The organism is Longimonas sp., assembly GCF_046498435.1.
In the GTDB taxonomy this organism is placed as follows: Bacteria; Bacteroidota; Rhodothermia; order Rhodothermales; family Salinibacteraceae; genus Longimonas.
Genome location: NZ_JAWOAR010000125.1, coordinates 1 through 7,109 on the forward strand (window position 1 = coordinate 1; position 7,109 = coordinate 7,109).

General features: G+C 60.3%; 4 protein-coding genes and 1 pseudogene. 4 read left to right on the forward strand and 1 reads right to left on the reverse strand.

Annotation, left to right across the window (positions count from 1 at the left end; all coding sequences use genetic code 11):
• Window positions 1–50 precede the first annotated feature (50 nt).
• Window positions 51–1,034: an SDR family NAD(P)-dependent oxidoreductase gene (locus tag R6U20_RS04865; RefSeq protein ID WP_410336743.1), complete on the reverse strand. Its 984-nt coding sequence runs from the start codon at window positions 1,032–1,034 to the stop codon at window positions 51–53.
• A gap of 802 nt (window positions 1,035–1,836) precedes the next feature.
• Between R6U20_RS04865 and R6U20_RS04870 the strand changes: the two genes are divergently transcribed.
• The 4 genes and pseudogenes from R6U20_RS04870 to R6U20_RS04885 form a co-directional block, all read left to right on the forward strand.
• The gene (locus R6U20_RS04870) at window positions 1,837–4,785 is read left to right on the forward strand and encodes an FAD-binding and (Fe-S)-binding domain-containing protein (protein ID WP_410336744.1); all 2,949 of its coding nucleotides are present in this window, start codon (window positions 1,837–1,839) and stop codon (window positions 4,783–4,785) included.
• Between the two features lie 465 nt (window positions 4,786–5,250).
• Window positions 5,251–6,351 carry a hypothetical protein gene (locus tag R6U20_RS04875; protein WP_410336745.1) on the forward strand — a complete coding sequence of 367 codons (1,101 nt, stop codon included), beginning with the start codon at window positions 5,251–5,253 and terminating at the stop codon, window positions 6,349–6,351.
• 202 nt (window positions 6,352–6,553) lie between these two features.
• Window positions 6,554–6,850, forward strand: coding sequence for a UPF0175 family protein (locus R6U20_RS04880; protein ID WP_410336746.1), 297 nt, complete (start codon window positions 6,554–6,556; stop codon window positions 6,848–6,850).
• Window positions 6,847–7,109, forward strand: a pseudogene (locus tag R6U20_RS04885) (DUF3368 domain-containing protein); the annotation flags it as partial. The gene R6U20_RS04880 and the pseudogene R6U20_RS04885, both read left to right, overlap by 4 nt.

Consider the following 7,109-nt stretch of genomic DNA (forward strand, 5'->3'; position numbering starts at 1 on the left):
CTCAACATCATTATGATAGTTTTTCTAACTGGCCATAGCAGACGATCACATCATATGGCATGAAACTTGTAGGCATTTAAGAATCCCATATGACAATGGAGACAGATCATTCCATCTAATCGACCGGCATTTAGTTTTTTCACGTTGATGACGTTGCTGGAGGAGCTGTCTAGGTTCTCAAACCCCTCTGATTCCAAAAACTGCTCCCTGACATCCTCTTTATACGTCCCGATACTCTCGAGCTTTTCCGCATCCTCGAGAGAATTAATCTCGACACCCGCGCCTTTCTTTGTATAGAACATCCAGACTCTGCTGACAACAGGTCCCACCCACTTAAACATGGGTTTTCTTTCCTCGGGCTCGCCAAAGCGGCGGGTGGGATTCCGCTGCTTCATGTCATCCTCGACATCCATGCCGGGTACGAGGCGGCTCCATGCGCCTTCCGTAGGAAAGGGCCCCGGTGCAATCGCATTCAGGCGGATGCCCTCGGGTCCCCACTCCGCCGCCAACGAGCGCATCATCGCCACGATGCCTGCTTTCGAGACGGCACTCGGCACGACGAACGCACTTCCGGTGTCGGCATAAGTCGTGGCAATCGACAGCACCACGCCCCCCGACCCGCGCTCAATCCACCGCTGTCCGCACGTCTGTGTGCAGTAGAACGAGCCGTACAGATTGGTCTTGACGATGGCGTCGAAGCCGTTCGGTGAGAGGTCTTCTGTGGCTGCCAGGAAGTTGGCCGCGGCGTTGTTCACGAGCGCGGTGACGGGTCCCTGCGCCTCTTCGGCCTCGTCGAAGAAGGCGTTGACGGATTCGGCGTCGCGCACGTTGCACGAGATGCCGTTTGCGATGCCGCCATCTTCTTCGATGGCAGCAACCGTTTCATCGAGCGGCTCGGTGCGGCGTCCGTTGATCGTGACCGATGCGCCAAGCGCCGCACAGCGCTCGGCCATCGCGCGCCCGAGGCCCGTCCCGCCGCCGGTAATCACGATGTGCTCGCCGTCGAGGAGGTCGTCTGCAAAGATATTGGACATAGAAATACGCTGTAGAGAGAAACCAGAGAACAGATGCGGTTGGCCTGCACACGCCCGAAGCCTGTGCAGGCATCGGAAAGATACACAATGCGGTATGCAAACTACAATGGGTGGAGGGATGGAAGGGTGAACCGGTGAACGAAAAAAACATCAGCCCCTGTTAGATCGCAAGTGATCCCCCCAACCAGTCATTCCGGATAATCCTAACTCATGGTACATGACAAAACTCACATGCTTCCTCCGTCCGGTCTGTTGCCGCCGATTCTAAAGAGATTCCTCTGCCGACGGCTGTCGGCATCGGAATGACGCACTGAGAATGCGTTGTGCTATACATCTGATCGCTGTTGAACATACAGAAATGCTTGTTTATGCCTTCACACCGTCATCCCAGACGGAGCGGAGCGACGATCTGGGATCCACGCCCCAATGGAGGGATACATTAGCGGAGTGCGTTCGCCCTCAACCGGCAAATGGATTACTTCGTGCGTACCACAGGCATGACCTTCGGCCCTCGCTTCGCTCGGCTCCGGATCAGCGGCGCCAGGGGCGCCTTGCCTGTCCTGAACTCGATTCAGGATCTGGATGACGGGCGTTGGGGGCTGTGCGACTTCTGAACCTATAGCACAACCCGTTCTGAGAGATCCGGAATATCGATTCTGTGAGGGCTCGCTCAGGTTTTTCGTGTACCATGGCAAACGGTTCAACATTCATATTTCTGCTACTCCTGAATCCATACGCACAGGCAGCCGTCTAATTTTGTGTTGTTGTTTAGATGCCATTTGTCGCTTTCCCTGCCTCTTCTATGGCCGTTTCTGCTCCTGCTGATGCCCTCGCTACCGACCGCCCGGCGGCGCGCCCGATGACCGACCACCTGCGCACCACGCTGGCGGAAAACCTGCGTCCGCGTCTGCAAGGCGACCTGCGCACCGACGCGATGTCGCGCGCCCTCTACGCCACCGATGCCAGCATGTACCAGATGGAGCCGGTGGCCGTCTGCATCCCCAAGACTGTCGCAGATGTCCAAGCTACGCTCGAAGAGGCGCATGCGCTTAGCATTCCCGTGCTGCCACGCGGCGGCGGGTCGTCGCTGGCCGGGCAAGGTGTGAACACTGCGGTGGTGCTCGACTTCACGCGGCACCTGGATGCGATCGTCGACATCGATCCCGCAGCCCAACAAGCCACCGTGCAGCCCGGACTCGTGCTCGACCATTTGAACGCGGCGGCAGCGGAGCACGGCCTCATGGTGGGCCCCGACCCGGCCAGCAGCAGCCGCGCTACCCTCGGCGGCATGGTGGCGAACAACTCCACGGGCACGCACTCCATCCGCTACGGCAACATGATCCACCATGTGCGCCGCGCCAACGGCTTCCTGGCCGACGGCACACCCGTCACGTTCGAGCCGCTTTCGCACGGCGGCTGGCAGCGCAAAATGCGTCAAGACAACCGCGAGGGCACGATCTACCGCAGCCTTGACGCGCTGCTGAGCCAACACGCCGACACTATTCGCAACGACACCTCCGACCACTGGCGCCGCAACAACGGCTACCGCATTGAGCATCTGCTGGATACGGATGAGCGCAACGTGGCGCAACTCATGGCGGGCAGCGAGGGCACGCTGGCGGTGCTGACCGAAGTCACCATCGACCTGGTCGAGAAGCCTGCCACCACGGTGCTCGGCATCGCGTCGTACGACACGCGCCAGCAGGCGCTCGAAGCCGTCACCGCCATCCTCGACACCGACCCCGATGCGGTGGAGCTCTTCGACGGCGTGGCGGTGGAGCGGATTCGCGCCACACCCGGCTATGCCGAGCGCCTCACCTTCATCGACGGCACACCCGGCGGCGTGCTCATTGTGGAGTACGGCGGGGCCTCCAAAGAGGACATGGCCCGCAAGCTCGACGAACTCGACGCAGTGCTGCCCACAACCAATGCTCGGGGGCCGGCCCAGCGCATCCAACACGACGATGCGATTGCCAACGTGTGGAGCATCCGCAAAGAGGGGCTCGGCCTGGTGATGGGTGTGGAGGGCGAATACAAGCCGTGGGCGCTCATCGAGGATGCCTCGGTGCCGGTAGAGCATCTGCCCGACTACATCGACGAGTTGAGCACGCTCATCGACGAACTGGATGTGCGCGCGGCCTACTACGCCCACGCCTCGGCAGGCTGCCTGCATGTGCGTCCGTTTGTGAACACGAAGACCGACGAAGGGCTGGAGCAGCTGGATACGATTGCTCGCGGCTCGCTGGAGCTGGTGAAGCGCTACGGCGGCGTGACCTCCTCGGAGCATGGCGACGGCATTGTGCGCGGCGCCCTCAACCGCGAAATGCTGGGCGATGACCTCTATGCCGTCAACCAGCAGATCAAATCCATCTTCGATCCTGAGGGACTCCTCAATCCGGGAAAAGTGGTCGATGCCCCGCCGCTGACCGAGAACCTCCGCATGGGGCCTGACTACAGCACGCGTCCGCTGCGCACGGCGATGAACTTTGAGGACGAGGGCGGCTTTTCGCATCTCCTGGAAAAATGCAACGGCAACGGCGCTTGCCGCAAGCGCGACCACGGCACCATGTGCCCCAGCTTCATGGCCACGCGCGAGGAGGAAGATTCCACCCGTGGACGCGCCAATGCCCTTCGATCGGCGCTGGCGGGCGATTTGCCTGAAGGCGCGCTGACGAGCGAGCGCATGTATGAGGTGATGGATCTGTGCATCCAGTGCAAGGCGTGCAAGACCGAGTGCCCCTCGAACGTGGATATGGCGAAGATTAAGACGGAGTGGCTGAACCAGTACTGGCAGGAGCACCGCATGCCGTGGCGCACGTGGCTCTTTGCGCATCAGCCGCAGTTTGTACGCCAACTGGCAGGCACGCCGCTGGCTACGGCCATCAACTGGGCGGGCAAGCAGGGGTGGATGCGAAAGGCCGGCGCGTGGATGATGGGCGTTAGTGCGGAGCGCGAGTTGCCTCCGTTTGCCCGGCAGACGGCCTTCCAGATGGATCTGGATGCGTCGAATCCCCCCGAGGGCCCCGATGTCGTGTTCTTTGCGGATACGTTCAACGCCTACCACACGCCCGAGGTGGTGCGCGCCGCCGTGCGGTTCTTGCAGCGCACTGGCCACCGCGTGCATCTGGCGCCCGAAGGCGCGTGCTGCGGACGTCCGCTCCTGTCGAAGGGGCTCGTGACTGAGGCGCAGCACACCGCGCTCAACACACTGGAGATGCTCTACCCGTATGTGGAGCAGGACCTACCGATTGTGGGGTTGGAGCCGAGCTGCATTCACACGCTAAGCGACGAGTTTCTGTCGCTGCTGCCGGGCGAGTTGCGCGCACAGGAGCTGGCCGAACAGGTGCATCCGTTTGAGGGATTCGTGGCCGAGCGGCTTCGCGATGGTGCGCTCGACGCCTCCGAATGGCACGCGCCTGAACACAACAACCTGATTCTGCACGGGCACTGTCACCAGAAAGCGCTGGTGGGCACGGCGGATACGGAGGCGATTCTGTCGGCAGCGGGATACGACGTGAACACGCTCGACACCAGCTGCTGCGGCATGGCGGGATCGTTCGGCTACGAGGACGAGCACGTGGCGATCTCGAAGCAGATGGCCGAGCGCCGCCTGGCCCCCACCGTGCGCAACGCTCCTGCATCCACCCATGTGGCCGCGCCGGGCTTTTCGTGCCGCTCGCAGATCAAAGACGTGACGCCGCGCACGGCCCAGCATCCGGCGGTGCTCTTAAACGAGGCGCTGCGCGGGTGAGTACCGCTCCATCTGAGTAGTGGAAGGTGTACAGCAGGCGGTGTAGACGCACGCGCGGCACGCACCCGGCCCACACTGCGCACCGCTCCACTGCAGGTACGGCGGCACCGCTTCCCGGCAGCACATCTTGAGATGCCTCACTGCGTTCAGCATGACCATGGGAGGGAGTTGTGCCACTCCGACCCACACAGCCCTCTACGCCAAGTCATTTTGACTCCCGGCTCCTATCGAGTACGTGTTTAACGACATGCCGTCCAGGACAATCAGGATGGAAGAAAAAACCCATTTAACCCCAAACCTTTTAAGGTTGGCACGACATTGGTGGACTTGACACCACCCGTTCATCTTTCTATCATAGAAGCAATCTATAACGCCGCTCCCTGCATCCGCATTCGCACGATGTCCGTATCTGCTCCGTCTTCCACTCACGTAACCCGCCTTCTCGCTCCATTTTTAATCCTGTTCGTGACTGCTCTGTTGGCAGGATGCGGGGGCGCCTCGTCTGACGATGTAGCGATCGAAGAGCGCGATGGCGTAACCTACGTCACAAACACCGGCACCACGGTGTGGACAGACCACGATGCGGCTCCTATTCAGTTCGGGTTGGAACAGACCTTCGGCGCTGAGGAGGCCCCCGAAGAAGCGATGCTGGCCAATGTGCGCGGTGTCGTTGTCGACGCAGAGGGCGCAGTGTACGTGCTCGACTATGGCAACAACCGTCTGGTGGCGTTCAATCCCGATGGCGGCCTGCGATGGAGCGCCGGACGCGAAGGCGAGGGGCCCGGCGAGTTTAGCAACGCGTATGGCATGGCTGGAGACGGCGACGGGCGGCTCTACGTCTCGAACCAGATGAACGGACGCATCGACATCTGGACGACCGATGGCACGTTTGTCGAGAGCATTGGAATCGATGAACTGGGCGTACGCGGATCGGTCACGGCCTATGCGAATGGCCACCTGATCCTTAGTCGCTCGGCGTTTGGGGGCGATCCGCAACAACTGTATTTCATTGACACGGACACCTGGACACATGATCGGACCGTTGAGGTCGACTTCGACCTGGATCTGCCGGATGGGATGGGCACTGGCGGCGGGGTCTCCGTGCATGACGAGCATCTCTGGGTGAGCCATGTCACCGCCTACCAGTTACGCCAGTACACACTCGACGGCACACCAACCCGGCAGATCGCCCGCCCAAACATCGACACGATCATCGGCCCCGGCATCTCTGATGATCAACGCCTGATGCGCGTTTATGGTCATCTGGGCGCCCCCGCTGTGCTTCCCAATGGACACATGCTTGTGGCGTCGTCGTGGCCCACCAACATCCAAGATCCCAATGAGCATACAGAGCGATCTGCAAACGGCGATGCCGAGGACCCGATTCCCGCCAGCGCGGTCGATCTCTTTGATCCGGAAGGCCGCTTTCAGGGTCGGTTGCTGTGGGAAGAGATGCGCACGCCCGACATTGGGCGCATCCAGACCGTTGGTCCTGATGGCACGCTCTACACCACCGCCTCAACGCCCTTCCCGCAGGTGCGCCGGTATGCGGTGACGATAGACTGACGACGTTTACGACAACCTCCATCATGTGACCGTCAGCTCCGCATCACTGAAGTGGGCTTCCCGGGTGATTTTCCGTACGCTGTCCCATACACAGCACTCAAACTCCTTTGCGGAAACGGGCGGCGATCCGTCATACGGAAGAACGAACGCATCCCCCCTCCCGTATCAAAAATGATTTACCTCATTGCAGCCCAGTCTACCTATGTCCAAAACACTAAAAATAGAACTTCCGGACGACGTCTTCTCGGCGCTCCGTCGCTCGCCCGAGGAATTTGGGCGCGAGCTTCGGCTTGCGGCCGCAATCAAGTGGTATGAAATGGAGCGGATCTCACAAAGCAAGGCGGCAGAGATTGCTGGCCTCTCGCGTCCTGCTTTTATCGCAGCCCTGGCACGGTATGGCGTCAGCCCTGTCCAGACAACTCCCGAAGAGATCAGGGATGAGATTCAGCAGGCTCTCGGCACGTCGCTTCCACGCACCAGCACTTCTGGAGACGCATGAGAAAGTGGGTTGTCGATGCCTCGCCGATTATTCTTCTTGCTACAATTGGCTATGCAGACTTATTAGCGCTTACCGCAGACAGTCTTCTTATTCCAGAAGCAGTATCCAACGAGGTGCGGGATACTGAAAAAGATGATCCAGCGCGTACGTGGCTGGAAGAGCACAGCCGGTGGGTTGAATCAACTCCTCCTGTTGTTCCGGAAGTCGCGGCCTGGGACCTTGGACAAGGTGAGAGTAATGTACTCTCTTATAGTATTGG

What these genes read in the sequence shown, in the direction of transcription:
- R6U20_RS04865 (WP_410336743.1), bottom strand. Translation starts at nt 1,034, where the DNA reads ATGTCCAATATCTTTGCAGACGACCTCCTCGACGGCGAGCACATCGTG.
- R6U20_RS04870 (WP_410336744.1), top strand. Translation starts at nt 1,837, where the DNA reads ATGGCCGTTTCTGCTCCTGCTGATGCCCTCGCTACCGACCGCCCGGCG.
- R6U20_RS04880 (WP_410336746.1), top strand. Translation starts at nt 6,554, where the DNA reads ATGTCCAAAACACTAAAAATAGAACTTCCGGACGACGTCTTCTCGGCG.